The organism is Pseudomonas sp. 8(2025), assembly GCF_052665325.1.
Genome location: NZ_JBQOIE010000005.1, coordinates 332,247 through 348,806 on the forward strand (window position 1 = coordinate 332,247; position 16,560 = coordinate 348,806).

General features: G+C 63.4%; 17 protein-coding genes. 10 read left to right on the forward strand and 7 right to left on the reverse strand.

The window, feature by feature from the left end:
• Positions 1–51 precede the first annotated feature (51 nt).
• The 8 genes from ACUXVH_RS13185 to ACUXVH_RS13220 all read left to right on the forward strand — a co-directional run bounded on the left by ACUXVH_RS13185 (position 52) and on the right by ACUXVH_RS13220 (position 6,300).
• Positions 52–873 carry a carbon-nitrogen hydrolase family protein gene (locus tag ACUXVH_RS13185; protein WP_015636841.1) on the forward strand — a complete coding sequence of 274 codons (822 nt, stop codon included), beginning with the start codon at positions 52–54 and terminating at the stop codon, positions 871–873.
• A gap of 96 nt (positions 874–969) precedes the next feature.
• The gene (locus ACUXVH_RS13190; RefSeq protein ID WP_065365271.1) at positions 970–2,295 is read left to right on the forward strand and encodes an APC family permease; all 1,326 of its coding nucleotides are present in this window, start codon (positions 970–972) and stop codon (positions 2,293–2,295) included.
• A gap of 100 nt (positions 2,296–2,395) precedes the next feature.
• Complete coding sequence (locus ACUXVH_RS13195) at positions 2,396–2,665, forward strand: type B 50S ribosomal protein L31 (protein WP_011063150.1); 270 nt, start codon at positions 2,396–2,398, stop codon at positions 2,663–2,665.
• Between the two features lie 196 nt (positions 2,666–2,861).
• The gene (locus ACUXVH_RS13200) at positions 2,862–4,208 is read left to right on the forward strand and encodes an HD domain-containing phosphohydrolase (protein ID WP_015636838.1); all 1,347 of its coding nucleotides are present in this window, start codon (positions 2,862–2,864) and stop codon (positions 4,206–4,208) included.
• Between the two features lie 100 nt (positions 4,209–4,308).
• Positions 4,309–4,743, forward strand: coding sequence for an NUDIX hydrolase (locus ACUXVH_RS13205; protein WP_015636837.1), 435 nt, complete (start codon positions 4,309–4,311; stop codon positions 4,741–4,743).
• A 25-nt stretch (positions 4,744–4,768) separates the two neighbouring features.
• The gene (locus ACUXVH_RS13210; protein ID WP_011063147.1) at positions 4,769–5,407 is read left to right on the forward strand and encodes a LysE family translocator; all 639 of its coding nucleotides are present in this window, start codon (positions 4,769–4,771) and stop codon (positions 5,405–5,407) included.
• A 15-nt stretch (positions 5,408–5,422) separates the two neighbouring features.
• A complete protein-coding gene (locus tag ACUXVH_RS13215) occupies positions 5,423–5,788 on the forward strand; it encodes a nuclear transport factor 2 family protein (RefSeq protein WP_019093123.1) in 366 nt (121 codons plus the stop codon).
• A gap of 2 nt (positions 5,789–5,790) precedes the next feature.
• On the forward strand, positions 5,791–6,300 hold the full coding sequence (locus tag ACUXVH_RS13220; protein WP_053159936.1) for a GNAT family N-acetyltransferase: 510 nt from the start codon (positions 5,791–5,793) through the stop codon (positions 6,298–6,300).
• 45 nt (positions 6,301–6,345) lie between these two features.
• Here ACUXVH_RS13220 and metR read toward each other — a convergent pair whose 3' ends face one another.
• Positions 6,346–7,263, reverse strand: coding sequence for a transcriptional regulator MetR (metR, locus tag ACUXVH_RS13225; protein ID WP_011063144.1), 918 nt, complete (start codon positions 7,261–7,263; stop codon positions 6,346–6,348).
• Positions 7,264–7,552: 289 nt separating this feature from the next.
• On the opposite strand from metR, the gene ACUXVH_RS13230 reads away from it, so the two are divergent.
• Complete coding sequence (locus ACUXVH_RS13230) at positions 7,553–8,587, forward strand: alpha/beta fold hydrolase (protein ID WP_015636833.1); 1,035 nt, start codon at positions 7,553–7,555, stop codon at positions 8,585–8,587.
• Positions 8,588–8,658: 71 nt separating this feature from the next.
• Here the strand turns inward: ACUXVH_RS13230 and ACUXVH_RS13235 are convergent, their stop codons facing one another.
• From ACUXVH_RS13235 to ACUXVH_RS13260, 6 genes are read right to left on the reverse strand one after another with little or no spacing between them, the layout of a single operon-like run.
• Positions 8,659–10,056 carry a sigma-54-dependent transcriptional regulator gene (locus ACUXVH_RS13235; RefSeq protein ID WP_015636832.1) on the reverse strand — a complete coding sequence of 466 codons (1,398 nt, stop codon included), beginning with the start codon at positions 10,054–10,056 and terminating at the stop codon, positions 8,659–8,661.
• Positions 10,046–11,818: a sensor histidine kinase gene (locus ACUXVH_RS13240; protein WP_065365272.1), complete on the reverse strand. Its 1,773-nt coding sequence runs from the start codon at positions 11,816–11,818 to the stop codon at positions 10,046–10,048. The genes ACUXVH_RS13235 and ACUXVH_RS13240 overlap by 11 nt, the downstream gene beginning before the upstream one ends.
• Positions 11,815–12,942 carry a GNAT family N-acetyltransferase gene (locus ACUXVH_RS13245; RefSeq protein ID WP_015636831.1) on the reverse strand — a complete coding sequence of 376 codons (1,128 nt, stop codon included), beginning with the start codon at positions 12,940–12,942 and terminating at the stop codon, positions 11,815–11,817. Before ACUXVH_RS13245 ends, ACUXVH_RS13240 begins: the two co-directional genes overlap by 4 nt.
• A 14-nt stretch (positions 12,943–12,956) precedes the next feature.
• Complete coding sequence (locus ACUXVH_RS13250; protein ID WP_041119697.1) at positions 12,957–13,823, reverse strand: alpha/beta hydrolase; 867 nt, start codon at positions 13,821–13,823, stop codon at positions 12,957–12,959.
• Positions 13,820–15,214 (reverse strand): aspartate aminotransferase family protein, encoded by a 1,395-nt coding sequence (locus tag ACUXVH_RS13255; RefSeq protein ID WP_011063138.1) that lies wholly within the window; start codon positions 15,212–15,214, stop codon positions 13,820–13,822. Before ACUXVH_RS13255 ends, ACUXVH_RS13250 begins: the two co-directional genes overlap by 4 nt.
• On the reverse strand, positions 15,207–15,902 hold the full coding sequence (locus ACUXVH_RS13260) for an HAD-IB family phosphatase (protein WP_011063137.1): 696 nt from the start codon (positions 15,900–15,902) through the stop codon (positions 15,207–15,209). Before ACUXVH_RS13260 ends, ACUXVH_RS13255 begins: the two co-directional genes overlap by 8 nt.
• 229 nt (positions 15,903–16,131) lie before the next feature.
• Between ACUXVH_RS13260 and ACUXVH_RS13265 the strand changes: the two genes are divergently transcribed.
• Positions 16,132–16,560 (forward strand): MipA/OmpV family protein (locus tag ACUXVH_RS13265; RefSeq protein WP_445495051.1); only part of this gene is annotated, 429 nt, incomplete at its 3' end.

The window sequence follows — 16,560 nt, forward strand, 5'->3', positions numbered from 1 at the left end:
GCCGGTTGCTGCTGCGCATACTGCGGCACAGCCAAAGAACAAGGAATACCCATGAAGGTTGAACTGGCCCAGTTGGCGGGCCGTGATAACGCCACAGCTTACAACCTGGAACGGGCCCTGGCGGCCATTGCCGCCTGCGCCGCCGATACCCGGTTGATCGTGTTTCCAGAAACCCACCTGATGGGTTTCCCCAGCGCCGAGACCGTGGCCGCCGTGGCCGAGCCGCTGGATGGCCCCACCGTGCAGGCCGTGATCCAGGCCGCCCGGGCGCGCAATATCGCGGTGGTGATCGGCATGGCCGAAAACGACGACGGCCGATTCTATAACACCACTTTGCTGATTACCCCCGAGGGCATCGCCCTGCGTTATCGCAAGACCCACCTGTGGGCTTCCGACCGCGGTGTGTTCACCCCCGGTGACCGCTACGCCACCTGCCTGTGGAACGGTGTGCGGGTCGGCCTGCTGATCTGCTACGACATCGAGTTCCCCGAAAGCGCCCGGGCCCTGGCGCAACTGGGCGCCGAACTGCTGATCGTGACCAATGGCAACATGGACCCCTACGGGCCCACCCACCGTACCGCGATCATGGCCCGGGCCCAGGAAAACCAGGCGTTCGCGCTAATGGTCAACCGAGTGGAAGAAGGCGATGGCGGCCTGCTGTTCGCCGGCGGCAGCGCCCTGGTGGACCCCCTGGGTAGCCTGCTGTTCGAAGCCGGGCGCGAGGAAGGTCAGTTCAAGGTCGAGCTGGATCTCAAGCAACTGCAGGTGGCGCGCCAGGACTACCGCTACCTCGAAGACCAGCGCCTGAAGCTTGCGGGCGAAGTGCTCGAACACGGCGATGGCGTGCGTGAACTGCTGATTCCGATCCGCTGAAAGGGCCGTCCGCGGACGGCCAATCCCATAAGAAAGACCCCCTGCTTCACTCATTTCAGTCCTGCCATAAATCTAATAATTGCGGAGTACTCGCTCATGGCTCGCTTGCAACGCACCCTTTCATTGGGCGCGGTGGTGCTGTTCGGTATCGCTTACATGACGCCGATCATTGTCCTCGGCACCTTTGGCATCCTCGCCCAAACCACCGCTGGCATGGTGCCGGCAGCCTATCTGGCGGCGCTGGTGGCGATGTTCTTCACCGCCATGAGCTACGGGCGCATGGCCGCGGCGTTTCCCGTGGCCGGCTCGGCCTACAGCTATGTGCGCAAGGCCATCAGCCCCAAGCTGGGTTTCATCGCCGGCTGGGCAGTGCTGCTGGATTACCTGTTCCTGCCCATGGCCATCTGGCTGATCGGCGCCGCTTACCTGCATTCGGCGTTTCCCGGTGTACCGCAGTGGGTCTGGGTGCTGGCTTTCATCGGGGTGACCAGCGCGATCAATATCGTTGGCCTGAAACTGGCCAACGGCATCAACGGCCTGCTGATGCTGGTGCAGTTCCTGGTGCTGATCGCCTTTGTCGGCCTGTGCATCCACTACCTTGGTGGCGAGGCCGGGCGGCCGCTGTTCACCCTGGCACCGTTCTTCAACGGGCAGATGCACCTGCCGCTGATCATGAGCGGGGCGGCAATCGCCTGTTATTCGTTCCTGGGCTTTGACGCGGTCAGCACCCTGACCGAGGAAACCCGCGATCCACGGCGGACCATTCCCCGGGCGATCATGCTGATTACCCTGGTGGGCGGGCTGATCTTTGTCGCGGTGTCCTACTTCGTCCAGGTTGCCCATCCGTCCTTCGAGTTCGCCGATGTGGATTCGGCGGCCTACGAGATTGCGCGCAATATCGGAGGCGACCTGTTCGTCTCGATCTTCCTGATCGGGCTGATTGTCGGTCAGTTCGCCTCGGGGCTTTCGGCCCAGGCCAGCGGCTCGCGACTGCTGTTCGCCATGGGCCGCGACGGGGTCTTGCCCAAGCGCTTTTTCGGCAGCCTGCACGGGCGTTTCGGTACCCCGGTCAACAGCATCCTGCTGTGCGCCGTGGTGGCGTTGCTGGCATTGAAGCTGGATGTCACCACCTCGACATCCTTCATCAATTTCGGCGCCTTCCTGGCCTTCAGCCTGGTCAACCTGTCGGTGATCTTTCATTACTGGGTGGGGGCCCGGCAGCGTGGCCTGCGGGAGCTGATCCTGTTCCTGATCTTCCCCCTCATCGGTCTGGCGGCCGATCTGTGGCTGATGTCCAGCCTCGATCACCTGGCGATCTACCTGGGGGCGAGCTGGCTGGTTATTGGCCTGGTGTACCTGGGTTTCCTCACTCGCGGTTTCTCCCGCCAGCCTCCGGAAATGGATTTTCAGGAAGCGGCATAGAACTGTCGGCAGTTTCCTTATTGCAATCGGTTCTCGTTTGGGTGATTTGGATATGTTATTGTATAACGCATCCAGCTCACCCAGATGCCCAGGAGGCCTCATGAAACCCGGTATCCATCCTGACTACCGCACCGTGCTTTTCCACGATACCGCTGCCGACGTGTACTTCCTCATCGGCTCCACCGTCGATACCGATCGCAGCCACACCTACAGCGACGGCAAGACTTACCCCTATGTGGCGCTGGACGTTTCCAGCGCCTCGCACCCGGTGTACACCGGCCAGCAGCGCAAGACCCAGTCCGAAGGCCGCATCGCCGGCTTCAACAAGCGTTTCGCTTCCTTCGGTTCCGGCGCCAAAGCCGCCCAGTGACGGCATGCACGGCGAGTGTTGCCACTGCGCAACACTCGCTGAAGGCGGTTGGCGGCCCAGCCGCAGCGGACCGATGGTATTAAAAAGCCACTATCTCGATTGGAAATTCTTCTAGTCTTCAATCAGGCAACAGGGATTACCGTTGCCAGCTCTAACAATGAAGGACACGTGCATCGACGTTGACCCGAGGTGTCTCATGGGTGAGCTAAACGTTGCCACTGTCACACGCCGACCCGAGATTCTGCTGGTCGATAGCCAGGAAGTGATCCTGCAACGCCTGCAGCAGTTGCTCAGCCCGCTTCCCTACACGCTGCATTTCGCCCGCGATGCCACCCAGGCCCTGCAGCTCCTGGCCAGCCGGGAGGTGGACCTGGTGATCAGCGCCGCCCATCTGCCGCAGATGGATGGCCCGACCCTGCTGGCGCGTATCCATCAGCAGTACCCGAGCACCACCCGCATCCTGCTGACCGGCGACCCGGACCTGAAATTGATTGCCAAGGCCATCAACGAAGGGGAGATCTACCGTTACCTGAGCAAGCCCTGGGATGACCAGGAATTGCTGCTGGCCCTGCGCCAGGCCCTTGAGCATCAGCACTCCGAGCGCGAGCGCCTGCGCCTGCAGGATCTGGCCCAGCAGCAGAATGCCGAGCTCAAGGCGCTCAACACGCTGCTGGAAAAACGCGTGGCGGCACGCACCTCGGAGCTGCAGCAGACCGCCGACATGCTCGACCTGGCCTATGAGGAGCTCAAGCACAGCTACGCCACTGGCGCCGAGCTGTTTTCCCTGCTGGTCAACCAGCGCTTGCCCGCGGACAAGCAGACCAACCGGCGGATCATCGAGCTGGTGCGGGCCTACTGCAAAGTCCAGGGCATCGACCCTGGCGCCCAGCGTGACCTGGCCATGGCCGCGGCGTTGCACAACATCGGCAAGCTGAGCTGGAGCGACAGCATGATGACCAGCCCGGCGGATTTGCTGCATCACCATCAGCGCGAGCGTTATCGGGCCTATCCGGCGCAGAGCGAATCGTTGCTGATGACCCTGGAACCGGTGCAGGACGCCGCGCGGCTGATCCGCCATCACCAGGAACACTGGGACGGCAGCGGTTTTCCCGACCACCTCAAGGGCGACGCGATTCCCCTGGGCTCGCGGCTGCTCAAGCTGGCGGTGGACTTCATCGAGTTGCAGTGCGGGCTGATCCTGGAACGGCACATGAACAGCGACGAGGCCCTGGTGTTCATCCGCAAGTACGCCGGCCGCTTGTACGACCCGGACCTGGTGGAAGGTTTCATCCAGGTGTGTGCGGTCTACCTCAGCGACGTGACCCTGGGCGACCCTTCGGTGAAGGTTCTGAGTACCCGGGAGCTGGCGGCGGGGATGATCCTGGCGCGCAACCTGAATGCCGATAACGGCATGCTGCTGCTCAACGCCGGCAAGGTGCTCAACCTGCCGCTGGTGGACAAGCTGATCGCTTTTGAAACCATGGAGGGCGCCCGCTACAGCGTGTTCGTCAAGTTGCCCCAGGAACAGCAGGCAAGGGCCTGAAGCCGGGTGGCGGTCACATCGAAAAATGCCGGCGGCGGATGACGAGCCGCCGCCGCGCATGTGATCCTTGCGCCCTCATTCTCAAGGCTCCCGGATTCCCATGTCGCTGTCGTCCGTTGCTGCACCCTCCATCATTCGTATCGCCGCTGCCCTGCTGATCGGTGCCGACGGCCAGACCCTGTTGGTGCGCAAGCGCGGCACCCAGGCCTTCATGCAGCCCGGTGGCAAGATCGAAGCCGGTGAACAACCGGTGCACGCCCTGGCCCGTGAGCTGGAAGAAGAACTGGGATTGCGCATCGACCCGGCCCAGGCCCGTTACCTGCAACAGTTCTCGGCACCGGCGGCCAACGAGCCGGGGCATGTGGTGGAGGCCGAGGTGTTCCTGGTCCATATCCATGGCCCGGTGACCCCGGCGGCAGAGATCGAGGAAGTACGCTGGATCGACCCGGCCGGCGATGGAGATTTGTTCCTTGCGCCGTTGACACGCGATCTGATCTTGCCGTTTTATCGCAAGGCCCGAGCGGGCCACGCCTGACCCCCTCCCATTGCCAAGGATTGCCATGATTCCACTCCACGACTACCTGATCTTCGCCGCTGCTTCCCTGCTGATGGTGCTGACCCCGGGGCCGAACATGATCTACCTGATTTCCCGTTCGATCTGCCAGGGGCGCAAGGCTGGGGTGACGTCGTTATTGGGGGTGGTGGCGGGGTTCTTCGTCCACCTGTTCGCCGCCGCGCTGGGCCTGACCGCTGTGTTCATGGCGGTGCCCATGGCCTATGAGGTGCTCAAGTGGGCCGGCGCCCTGTACCTGCTGTGGCTGGCCTGGCAGGCGCTCAAGCCTGGCGCGCGCTCGCCCTTCGAAGCCCAGCAGCTGCCGGCGGATTCGCCGCGCAAGCTGGTGACCATGGGCTTTCTGACCAGCGCCCTGAACCCCAAGATCGCGGTGTTCTACCTGTCGATCTTTCCGCAGTTCATCCACCCCGAGCACGGTTCGGTGTTCTCCCAGAGCATCATCCTGGGCCTGACCCAGATCAGCGTGAGTTTCTCGGTGAACCTGCTGATCGCCCTGTTTGCCGCCGGTATCGCCTCCTGGTTTGCCAGCAACCCCACCTGGCTCTCGGTGCAGCGTTATTTCATGGGCTTTGTGCTGGCGGGGCTGGCCGTGCGCCTGATGTTCGAACAGCGTCGCGTCAACTGATCGAGGAGCGCCAGCATGAGTGATTTTCCAAGCCCGCAAGCGGTGGTCGAAGCACAACTGCAGGCCTACAACCGCAAGGATCTGGAGGCCTGGCTGGCGACTTATGCCGTAGATGCCCGGCAATACGAACATCCGGCCACCTTGCTGGCCAGGGGGCACGAGGAAATACGAGCTCGGGCCGTGGTGCGTTTCCAGGAACCCAACCTGCATGCCCGGCTGATCCAGCGTACGGTCATGGGCAACGTGGTGGTCGATCACGAACTGATCAGCCGCACCTTCGCCGACGGCAGCGGCACCCTGGAAACCGTGGCCATTTATGAAGTGCAGGGCGGCAAGATAAAATGCGCTTCATTCATTACCGGACACAAGACCCTCGACTGAGCATGCAGATCCAGCGCCTGACCCCTGACGATGTGGAGCAATACCGGGCCTTGATGCTCGAGGCCTATGAGCGCCATCCCCAGGCGTTCACCTCCAGCGTCAAAGAGCGGGAAAAACTGCCTCTGGCCTGGTGGGCCGCACGCCTGGACGGCGAGCTCGACCTGTTGCTGGGGGCGTTTTCCGAAGGGCGGTTGCTGGGGATCGTCGGCCTGGCCTTCGAGCTGCGGGAGAAGGCCCGGCACAAGGCGACCCTGTTCGGCCTCTATGTCACCGGCACGCAGCGCAACAGCGGGCTGGGCTACCGCCTGGTCCAGGGGCTGCTGGCCGAAGCGGCTGAATACGAAGGGCTGCGCCTGATCCAGTTGACCGTGACGGCCGGTAATGAAGCGGCGCTGGCCCTGTACCAGCGCTGCGGTTTCGTCCAGTTCGGCCTGGAACCCCAGGCAGTGCGGGTGGGCGAGGACTATTTCGACAAGATCCACATGTGGCGCCAATTGCCGGTCGAAGGTTGACCCCGGTTCGCTGGCAAGCCGGCTCCTGGGCAAGCCTGCTTGGGGTCAGCGTACGGCGCTGACGCCGTCCAGGGTCGAGAACGAGGTGTCCTTGGCCGTGAGCAAAAAGTCGCGCATGTAGGGCGCATCCAGCATGTCGGCGCGAATCGCCGCGTACAGGGTGGCGAACAGGCCCTTTTCCCCAAGCCGCTTGGCCTTCACATAACCCCGTGAGCTGTACTCGTGCAGGGCCCAGTGGGGCATCCCGCACACGCCCCGGCCGCTGGCCACCAGTTGCATCATCATCACCGTCAGCTCCGAAGTCCGTACCTGGGCCGGTTCGATGTCCGCCGGTTCCAGGAAGCGGGTGAAGATGTCCAGGCGGTCGCGTTCCACCGGGTAGGTGATCAGGGTTTCGCTCAGCAGGTCTTCCGGGACTACGTATGGCTTGCTTGCCAGCGGGTGCTGGTTGGCGACCGCGAGCATGGCTTCGTAGGTGAACAGCGGCACGTAGGTGATACCCGCCAGCTCCAGGGGGTCGGAGGTCACCACCAGGTCCAGGTCGCCCCGGGCCAGGGCTGGCAACGGAGCGAACGAGAAGCCGGAGGCCAGGTCCAGCTCCACTTCCGGCCAGGCGTCGCGGAACTGATCGATGGTCGGCATCAGCCACTGGAAGCAGCTGTGGCATTCGATGGCCATGTGCAGGCGCCCGGCAGTGCCGCCGGCCAGTCGCGAAATGTCGCGTTCGGCGCCGCGCAGCAGGGGCAGGGTCGCATCCGCCAGTTGCAGCAGGCGCAGACCGGCGCTGGTGAAACGCACCGGCTTGGTCTTGCGCACGAACAGCGGCATGCCCAGGCGCTCTTCCAGCTCCTTGAACTGATGGGACAAGGCGGACTGGGTCAGGTGCAGGCGTTCAGCGGCTTCCACCAGGCTGTCGGCTTCGCGCAAGGCGTGCAGGGTCTTCAGGTGACGGATTTCGAGCACCAGGATCTCCATGAGTAAATTTTGTGGTTAAAGCGAAAATGTTGAGTTTGTCTCATGTTGACGGGCCTGTCGACCATCCCGCGTTCATCGATTCGCGGGCATCTTTGCCGATACGGGCGACAGCGCCTGTGTGTTGTGCACCGGGTGCCAGGGGCAAGCGCCGACCCTAGCCGCGGAAAAAGTACCGCTGGGGCAATCTTCATCAAATTGTCACGCAACTGTGGCAGCGCGAATCATCCAGGTTCATCAGACTCGCGCTCCACTGGGGTTCTGCGTTTCGGTGTTTTTCATGCGGGTACGATTTCTTTCAACTGTTCTACTCTTGGCCGGGCTGCTGCTCGGCCCGCTGTGTTTTGCGGCCGCGCGCTGCGATGTCAATGTCCCGACCCAACGGGTCGACCTGCCGCAGGTGAGCCTGGCTTACCAGAGCATTGGGCGCACCTCCGACCCGGCGTTGCTACTGGTCATGGGCCTGGGCGGGCAACTGATCCACTGGCCGGATGAGGTGGTGGTGGCCCTGTGTCAGCAAGGGTTTCGGGTGATCCGCTACGACAATCGCGATGTCGGCCTGTCCACTTGGCGCCAGGCCCCGGCCAGCGCCAACCTGACCTTCGAAGTGCTGCGCTACAAGCTGGGCCTGCCGGTGGCGGCGCCTTACACCCTGACCGACATGGCCGATGACGCCCTGGGCCTGATGGACGCCCTGCATATCGAGCAATTCCACGTGCTGGGGGCGAGCATGGGCGGGATGATCGCCCAGCACCTGGCAGCCATGGAGCCGCGGCGGGTCGAGAGTCTGACGCTGATCATGACCAGTTCCGGGGCCGAAGGTTTGCCGGCGCCGAACGCCGCGCTGGTGCAACTGCTCTCGCGGCGCAATGCACCAAGCCGGGAAGCGGCGCTGGAGCAGCAGGCCGACCTGCTGGCGGCCCTGGGCAGCCCGAAGGTCAGCGATGACCGCCAGGTCCTCTTGCAACAGGCGGCGGTGGCCTATGACCGGGCGTTCAACCCGGAAGGGGTCAAGCGCCAGATCATGGCGATTCTTGCCGAGCCGAGCCGGGTGGCATTACTCAAGCAACTGCGGGTGCCGACCCTGGTGGTGCATGGCACCGCCGACCCGTTATTGCCGGTGATGCACGGCGTGCACCTGGCGGCGCAGATCCAGGGCAGCCAGTTGAAGTTGATTCCGGGGCTGGCCCACCGGTTCCAGGAAGCCTTCAAGGCGCCGCTGCTGGCGGCGGTGCTGCCATACCTGCAAACCCACCGGGAAGACACTTCCCACTGGGCGCAGATCGAGCCGCTCGATAGCAGCAACATCCTCTAGGGCAGCGCGGCAAGCCGGCTCTTGCGGTTGGGTGCAGGAGCCGGCTTGCCGGCGAATGAAGCGCCGCGGTTTCAGCGAACGATCTTGTCCACCTGGATGCCGAGTTTCTTCAGCCGGTACCAGAAGCTGCGCTCGGAAATGCCGATCAACTGCGCCGCTGCCGCCTGGACACCGTTGCTCTGCTGCAGGGCGGCGAGAATGTAGGCCTTTTCCACTTCCGCCAGGGCCGCTTCCAGGTCGCTGGGCACTTGCGGGCCGACACTGATGGCTGCGCTGCTCTCTGTGCCCTGCGCCTGGGGGCCGAACAGATACCCGGGCAGGTCCTTTTCTTCGATGACCTGGCCGCTGGCGACGATGGTGGCCCGCTCCACGCAGTTCTGCAGTTCGCGGATATTCCCCGGCCAGGCGTAGCTGGCCATGGCCTGCAGGGCTTCGGGGCTGAAGCCGCTGATGCGCTTGCCGGCGGTGGCACCCAGGCTGTGGGCAAAGTGCCGGGCCAGCAGGGCGATGTCCTCGACCCGTTCGCGCAGTGCCGGCAAGGGGATTGGGAATACATTCAGGCGGTAGTACAGGTCTTCGCGAAATTCCTTGTTGGCCACCGCTTCCAGCAGGTTCTTGTTGGTGGCGGCGATCACCCGCACATCCACCTTGCGCTCCCGTGGATCGCCCACCGGCTCGATCACCCGCTCCTGCAGGGCACGCAGGATCTTGGCCTGCAGGGCCAGGGGCATGTCGCCGACTTCGTCGAGGAACAGGGTGCCCTTGTCGGCTTGCTGGAAACGCCCCACCCGGTCCGCCACGGCGCCGGTGAAGGCGCCCTTGCGGTGGCCGAACATCTCGCTTTCCAGCAGGCCCTCGGGAATGGCCGCACAATTGACCGCGACAAAGGGCTTGTCGGCCCGGTTGCCGTGCTTGTGGATGGCCCGGGCGACCATTTCCTTGCCGGTGCCGCTTTCCCCGGTCAGGAGGATGGTGGCGTTGCTTTCGCGCACCGAATCCACGGCTTGCAGCACCCGACGGAAGGCCGGGCTGTCGCCCACCAGGCTGTCGATCTGCTGATGCTCTGCGAGCTCGGCGCGCATGCGCTGGTTGTCTTTGAGGATGTCGCGAAACTGCAGGGCCTTGCTGACGGTGATGTCCAGTTCGTCGATGTCGAAGGGTTTGGCGATGTAGTCGTAGGCGCCGTTGCGCATGGACTGCACGGCATTCTTCACCGTGCTGTAGGCGGTCATCACGATCACCGGCAACTGCGGGTAGCGCTGCTTGATTTCCCCCAGCAACTGCGGCCCGTCCATGCCGGGCATGCGCCAGTCGCTGATCACCAGGTCGATGTCTTCCTGCTCCAGCACCTTGAGCGCGTGCAGGCCGTTGCCTGCGGTGAATACCTGGATGCCGTTCTGGCTCAGGGCCGAGGACAGCAGGTCGCAGAGTTTCGGCTCGTCATCGACCACCAGCAGGTTATGCGTCATCACTGTCCTCGTCGTCTTCTTCACCGTTGGCCGGAATGTACAGGCTGAAGGTGGCGCCAGCATCTTTTTCGCTGGTGCACTCGATATGGCCGTCATGGCTTTCCATGATCGAGAAGACTTTAGCCAAACCCAGGCCGGTGCCCGAGGCCTTGGTGGTGACGAATGGGGTGAAGATGCGTTCCAGCATGTCCGGCTCGATGCCCTGGCCGGTGTCGCTGACGCTGATGATGGTTTCGTCGTCGCGCTGGGAAATGCCCAGGGTCAGGCGGCCGCCGTCGGGCATGGCGTCGATGGCGTTGAGAATCAGGTTGAGGCAGGCCTGCTTGAGTTGCCGGGCATCGGCGTGGATGGTCGCGCCGGGGGCCTGGTCGTCGATCCGCGCGTCGATGTTGTGGGTGGCCAGTTCCGGGGTGCAGAAGCCCAGCAGTTCCTCCACCAGCGGGCGGGCCAGCTGGGTGGCGCGTATCGGCGCGCTGGGCTTGGCGAAATCGAGGAATTCGGTGATCAGGTCGTTGATCCGGCTGACCTCGCTGATCACGTATTCCAGGTGGCGCTTGTCGTTTTCCGGCAGGTTGGCCCGGCGGTGCAGCAACTGCGTGGCGGTCTTGATGATGCCCAGCGGGTTGCGGATCTCGTGGGCCAGGCCCATGGCCACTTCGCCCAGGGCATGCAGGCGGTCGCGGCGGCGCAACTGGGCTTCCAGGTGCTGCAGTTCCCCCAGGCGCTCGGTCATGTGGTTGAAGGTGCTGCTCAGCTCCGCCAGTTCGTCGCCGCCGATCACCGGCACCCGTTGGCGGTAGTCGCCGGCGATCACCGCCTGCACGCCCTTGGACAGGCCCCGCAGCGGTCGGGTCAGGCGCTGGGAAACCAGCCAGCCGACGCACAGCGAGGCTGCCGAGCTGAGCAGGAAGATCAGGATGAACAGGTTGCTCTGGTTGACCAGGCCCACCAGGCTGCTATGGCGAAGCAGGCCGCTGAAGATCACCCCCACCAGGTCGCCGCTGTCGTTGAAGATCGGCCGGTACAGGCCGCTGTAGCGGCTGGTGAACTGCTCGGTGGGCTGGCGGGTGGCGCGCAGGATGTCTTCGATCTTGTGCGGCACCTGGGGCGGGTGGTCCTCGAAGCGCTGGGTGGCGAAGATTTCCGAGAAGTCATCGGCCTTGGCCAGGTACAGGCGCAGGTCCAGGGAATGCACGTCGGCCACGCTGGTGAGGAAGCTGGCGTCCAGGTAGGTGGCGATCAGCAACTGGTAGTCGACCCCGTCGAGCTGGGTCTGGAACGTCGAGACCACCGCCCCGGTGGCCACGCCGCCGACCTGGATGGTCTGCAGCACGGCATTGGAGGCGGTACTGATCTGCCCCACCACGTCATCGGCGGCAGTGGTGAACACCACCTTGTGATCGTTCTTGCGGATCAGCGCCACCACGTCGATGCCCATGGAATCGGCGATGTCGGCGGTGAGCTTGTCATGCTTGGCCGCATTGCGGTCCGTGGGCGGGCGCGTATAGCGCAGGAACAGCTGGGCGATCCGCGCGTTGTCATGGAGGATTTCGGTGATCTCGTCCTCGACGATCTTGGTGGACTCCTGCAGCCAGATCCGCACGTTGCTGTCGAAGATTTCCGACAGGGTAGTGGCCGCCAGTTCCGCGGCGATCATGGTGGGAATCACACTGACCAGCCAGAACGCCAGCACCAGCTTGCGTTGCAGGCTCCAGCGGGAAATGGCGAAGGGGCGAGGAGGGCGACGATCTTTTCTGGTCATGTACTTTCGCTTATTGCAGCAGCCATGGCGGGGTCGGAGCGATCCGGGCGGACAAAGCGTTTTATCAGTTTGAGCAGGGCATTGAGCAAGGGATTGCGATGCCGGAAAAACAACATGTTACCGGTGAACTGGCAACCCAGGCGCAACTTGCTGGCATAACCGGCCTGGCCGCACTCGTACAGGGGAATGCGTTGCTGAATACAGTAGTCGACGTTGGCCAGCCAACTGCGGAAATACAGATTGTGCTCACGGGTGACACTGAGGTCGTGGGCAAAGAACTTGTCGATCAGCCGATGCTGGTCGATGAGCACCAGGTTGAAGGCCACCAGTTGCTCGTCGACCCAGTACAGGACACAGGCCGCGCGTTCCCCCAACTGCTCGAGGATGCCGGTGAAGTAGCCTGCCGGCAGGCGTTCGAACTGCAGGTCGCTACGATTCAGGGTGGCCTCGTAGAGGCGCATGATGTCCGGCAGCACGTCGTCGATCTGGCGTCGCCATTCTATGCGTGGCGCCGGTGTCCGGAGTTTGCGGCGCAGGTCCTTGCGGGTGGATTTGCCCAGGGTGCCCAGGTAGGCGTCGATCGAGGCAAAGGGTACCGGCAGCAGCGCCGTGGGCAGGCTCGGCATGGCTTGCAGGCCCGCGGCCAGGCAACTGGCAGCCCATTGCCGGTCGTTGCTCGGCGCATCCTTGACCGCCATCAGGCCGATGCCGAAGCTGTCGGCATCGCGTCGCGCCAGTTGCAGCAACTGCTCCAGCAGCTCCTGGCGGCGTTGCGCAGGCACATGGCTGGCGGTGCCGGCATTGCACTGTTCGGCCACAGGCGAGCCTATGGCGTACAGGCGCAGCTCCAGGGCCCCGGGCCACTGGCGTGCCAGGCGTTCGGTGAAGCGCTTGGCCAGCCCGGAGACCGTGGTATCAAGCCGGTACTGGGTGGTGAAGGCCGGCGCCACTGCCACCAGGGTCGAACCCTCGTAGAGCGCCAGGTAGCGCCAGCGAAAATCGGCGATCGCGGCTTTTTCCACGGCCAGGTAATAGTCCCAATCCTCCAGGGCCCCTGGGAAACAGTCATTCCAGGCGCTGCGATCGATGGCCTGGATGGTTGAAAAGGCTTGGGCGGTTATCACGTCTCTTCCTTAAGTCACGCCAGCTGTCGGTAGTCTTCGCGCACCGCAGGTGCCACCACTCGCTGCTGGATGAAATCTGCGCTCAGCTCGATCACCCGCTGGTACTGAAGGTCCACGGTGATCATGTGATAGCAGTTGTCGAGGAGGATCTTGGTCACCGGGCCGCCGAGCTTGCGCTCCACGTAGTCGGCGTTCCAGGTACTGGTGATGTCGTCTTCACTGGAGTGCAGCACCAGGGCCGGGGTCAGGATCGACGGCATGCGTTTCTTGACCACGGCGTTCATCCGGTGCAATTCGCGCACCGTCACGCCCTCCATGGTCAGGAGCCCGGCATTGCTGCTTTCACCGGCTTTCATCTGCTTCTCGACGATGGCCCGCAGGCGTTCGTTCTTGATGCCGTAGGGTGGCTTTTCCTCGAAGCGGCAGATGTGCACGCCAAAGGGGATCTTCATCAGCAACGGGGTGAGGAAGGCCAGCTTGTTGATGCTCCAGCCGTCGTACTTCAGGGTGGTGGAGTACATCAGCAGGCCGCTGATCCGTCCCGGATGCTCGGAGGCCAGGTACATGGACATCACCGCACCCATGGACAGGCCACCCACGAACACCTGCTCGTGGCGCTGCTGTACATCGGCGAAGGTCTTGCGCACGCCCTCGTACCAGTCCTGCCAGCCGGTGGCCTGCAGGTCGCTGTTGTCCCCGCAGTGCCCGGGCAGGGTCGGTACGTACACCGTGCACGTACCGTCCTTGGCCAGGCCCTGGGCCACCCGACGGAGTTCCGTCGGGGTGCCGGTCAGGCCGTGGATCAACAAGACCCCGACCGGACCCGTGCCGAGAACGAAGCCGGCGCTGCCTTCGCCCAGATCGATCTCAGCCTTGCTCATCGCTTCATGGCCCGATCCAGCAGGCGATCCAGCAGTGCGATGCCCAGGTCGATTTCCGCGTAGCTGATTTCCAGCGACGGGGCCAGGGTGATGACGTTCTTGTAGTAGCCGCCCACATCGAGGATCAGGCCCAGGCGCTGGCCGTTGATTTCGATGTCGCCCTTCATGCCTTCCTCGACCATGTAGTCCAGGGTCGCCTTGTCCGGGGTGAAGCCGTCGGTGGTGCAGATCTCGCAGCGCAGGGCCAGGCCCAGGCCGTCGACGTCGCCGATGATCGGGTAGCGCTTCTGCAGGTCTTGAAGGCCGGCCAGGAAGTACTTGCCTTTCTCCATGACCATCGCGCCGTAGTCGATCTCGCTGGTCATCTTGAACATTTCCAGGCCCACGGCGGTGCCCAGCGGGTTGGAGGCGAAGGTGGAGTGGGTCGAACCTGGCGGGAACACGCCCGGGTTGATCAGCTCTTCACGGGCCCAGATGCCGCCCAGCGGGTTGAGGCCGTTGGTCAGCGCCTTGCCGAACACGATCACGTCCGGCTTGACGTCGAAGTGCTCGATCGACCACAGCTTGCCGGTGCGGTAGAAGCCCATCTGGATCTCGTCGACCACCATCAGGATGCCGTGCTGGTCGAGCACGTGCTTGAGCTCGCTGTAGAAGTTCATCGGCGGGATCACGTAGCCGCCGGTGCCCTGGATCGGCTCGACATAGAAGGCGGCATATTCGCTCTGGCCGACCTTCGGGTCCCAGACGCCGTTGTATTCGGTTTCGAACAGGCGGGCGAACTGCTGCACGCAGTGGCTGCCGTACTCTTCCTTGGTCATGCCTTTGGGGCCGCGGAAGTGGTACGGGAATGGAATGAACTGCGCACGCTCGCCGAAGTGGCCGTAGCGGCGGCGGTAGCGGTAGCTGGAGGTGATCGACGAAGCGCCCAGGGTACGGCCGTGGTAGCCGCCTTCGAAGGCGAACATCAGGCTCTTGCCGTTGGTGGCGTTACGCACCACTTTCAGCGAGTCCTCCACCGACTGCGAACCGCCGACGTTGAAGTGCACGCGGCCGTCGAGGCCGAACTTCTTCTTGGCGTCGACCGCGATCATTTCCGACAGCTCGATCTTGCCTTTGTGCAGGTATTGGCTGGCGATCTGCGGCAGGGTGTCGATCTGTTGCTTGAGGGCGTTGTTCAGGCGTGGGTTGGCGTAGCCGAAGTTCACCGCCGAGTACCACATCTGCAGGTCGAGGTAGGCCTGGTCGCTGGTGTCCCAGACGTAGGAGCCTTCGCAGCGGCTGAAGATGCGCGGTGGTTCGATGTAGTGAACGGTATCGCCGTAGGAGCAGTACTTGGCTTCTTTTTCCAGAAGGATCTGGTCTTCTGCGGTAGCGATGCGGATATCAGACATGGTGGAAGAGTTCCTGGGTTTCAAGAGAGAAGTTGGTCGCGTTGGCGGCGTTGTTCGGCAGCTTGGCCAGCAGCGCTGGCAGTTCGGCGAAGGAGTCGAACCGCGCATGGGGAATCTTGTTGCGTTCGCAGTAGTCGGCCAGGCGATCCTTGGCGAACACGAAGTCGGCGGTGGAAGCCACGCACATGTCCGACTGGCCGTCGCCGATCACCAGCACGCGCTTGCCTCGCGGGGTGGATTTGCACTTGCAGTTGCCGGAAGCGGCGCGGCAGGCGTCGCTGGCGTAGGGGAAGTCGATGCGCCAGCTGTTGTGGTCGACCTGGCGCAGGCGGTTGGCGAGGATCGGCAGCAGGGTCACGTAGTTGCGTGCCAGGATGCGGGCGATGCCCTGCTCGATGCCGTCGCTGACCACTTCGATGGAAGCGCCCAGGCCGATCACGTGATCGACGAAGTCGGGGAAGTCGGGGTCGATTTCGACACTGTCGAAGTAGCCCAGCAGTTCGGCGGGCGAAGCCTTGACCAGGGCCAGTTGGCGGCTGAGGCATTCTCGGGAGCCGATGTGACCGTCCAGCCATTCCTGCTCTATGCCTTCCCAACTGGGGTCGGCGAAGCGTTGGAGAACGTTATCGATCACGTCGGCGCGGGAGATGGTCCCGTCGAAGTCACATACGATATGCCAGTGCATCATCTGCTGTTACCTGTTGAATAAGAGCGCTCTTTGCGCTTGTGGCAGGGGTAGAGCAGGGACTGTGCCAAGTGGCAAAAACCCAGCGGGGCTGGGGTCTTGGCGAGGAAAGAGGGTGATTTGTAGAGTTCTGGCTACAATTTTTGTAGGTCCCTACAAAGAACATCAGTGCTTGCGCCCAAGGGCCGCTCTGATGATTGATGCGCGCATGTTCAGACAAGGAAACTCATTCATGCCCAGGCTTTCTTCCCCCGCCTTACTGGCCGGCCTGCTCTCCCTGACCCTCGCCAGTGGCGCCATGGCCGACTCCGGCATCACCGGTGAACTGGGCCTGGGCCTGGGCTATCAACCCCATGACCCCACAGGCAGCAGCTACGACACCGTGCCGCTGCCGTACATGGACCTGGATTGGGGAGATGTCAGCCTGAGCGGTGACGATGGCCTGACCTGGGATGCCTTCAAGAGCAATGGCTTGAGCATCGGCCCCTACATCAATTACCTGCAGGGGCGTAATTCCGACGGCGCGCTGCGCGGCCTGCGGGATGTTCGCGACATGGCCGATATCGGCGCCTTCATCGAGTACGCCCCCGAGGACTTCTGGCGGCTGTTCGCCGCCGTGGGCCAGGCGGTGGGCGGTGCCGGGGGCCAGGGCGGCGAACAG

Bases quoted from the DNA above. Each gene is read 5' to 3' on its own strand.
- ACUXVH_RS13185 (WP_015636841.1), top strand. From the start codon at position 52: ATGAAGGTTGAACTGGCCCAGTTGGCGGGCCGTGATAACGCCACAGCT.
- ACUXVH_RS13190 (WP_065365271.1), top strand. From the start codon at position 970: ATGGCTCGCTTGCAACGCACCCTTTCATTGGGCGCGGTGGTGCTGTTC.
- ACUXVH_RS13195 (WP_011063150.1), top strand. From the start codon at position 2,396: ATGAAACCCGGTATCCATCCTGACTACCGCACCGTGCTTTTCCACGAT.
- ACUXVH_RS13200 (WP_015636838.1), top strand. From the start codon at position 2,862: ATGGGTGAGCTAAACGTTGCCACTGTCACACGCCGACCCGAGATTCTG.
- ACUXVH_RS13205 (WP_015636837.1), top strand. From the start codon at position 4,309: ATGTCGCTGTCGTCCGTTGCTGCACCCTCCATCATTCGTATCGCCGCT.
- ACUXVH_RS13210 (WP_011063147.1), top strand. From the start codon at position 4,769: ATGATTCCACTCCACGACTACCTGATCTTCGCCGCTGCTTCCCTGCTG.
- ACUXVH_RS13215 (WP_019093123.1), top strand. From the start codon at position 5,423: ATGAGTGATTTTCCAAGCCCGCAAGCGGTGGTCGAAGCACAACTGCAG.
- ACUXVH_RS13220 (WP_053159936.1), top strand. From the start codon at position 5,791: ATGCAGATCCAGCGCCTGACCCCTGACGATGTGGAGCAATACCGGGCC.
- ACUXVH_RS13230 (WP_015636833.1), top strand. From the start codon at position 7,553: ATGCGGGTACGATTTCTTTCAACTGTTCTACTCTTGGCCGGGCTGCTG.
- ACUXVH_RS13235 (WP_015636832.1), bottom strand. From the start codon at position 10,056: ATGACGCATAACCTGCTGGTGGTCGATGACGAGCCGAAACTCTGCGAC.
- ACUXVH_RS13240 (WP_065365272.1), bottom strand. From the start codon at position 11,818: ATGACCAGAAAAGATCGTCGCCCTCCTCGCCCCTTCGCCATTTCCCGC.
- ACUXVH_RS13250 (WP_041119697.1), bottom strand. From the start codon at position 13,823: ATGAGCAAGGCTGAGATCGATCTGGGCGAAGGCAGCGCCGGCTTCGTT.
- ACUXVH_RS13255 (WP_011063138.1), bottom strand. From the start codon at position 15,214: ATGTCTGATATCCGCATCGCTACCGCAGAAGACCAGATCCTTCTGGAA.
- ACUXVH_RS13260 (WP_011063137.1), bottom strand. From the start codon at position 15,902: ATGATGCACTGGCATATCGTATGTGACTTCGACGGGACCATCTCCCGC.